1 protein-coding gene is annotated in these 215 nt (G+C 41.9%); it reads right to left on the minus strand.

Annotated elements, in window-relative coordinates; translation table 11 throughout:
• Positions 1-215: hypothetical protein (locus FH871_RS34765; RefSeq protein WP_212768369.1), on the minus strand; the 215-nt coding region annotated here is incomplete at both ends.

The following is a 215-nucleotide window of genomic DNA, read 5'->3' on the forward strand; positions in this document are numbered from 1 at the left end:
GTCCGGTAATCACAATAATTTCAGCACCATATTGGCTAGCAATTTTATCATAAAAATCATAGGCAGGTTGATAGTGCTGACCTCTAGCTAGACCGATTCCCATCAGGTCAGCTCCTAGGGCATCTTGAAGTTCATTACCATCATTATTAGTTCCCGTATAGGCAATGATAACCTTATTACTGGCCTTATCTCGAAAGGCAGTTCCACTTGTTCCC

Origin of the sequence: Larkinella sp. C7, from assembly GCF_006149005.1 — a bacterium.
In the GTDB taxonomy this organism is placed as follows: Bacteria; Bacteroidota; Bacteroidia; order Cytophagales; family Spirosomataceae; genus Larkinella.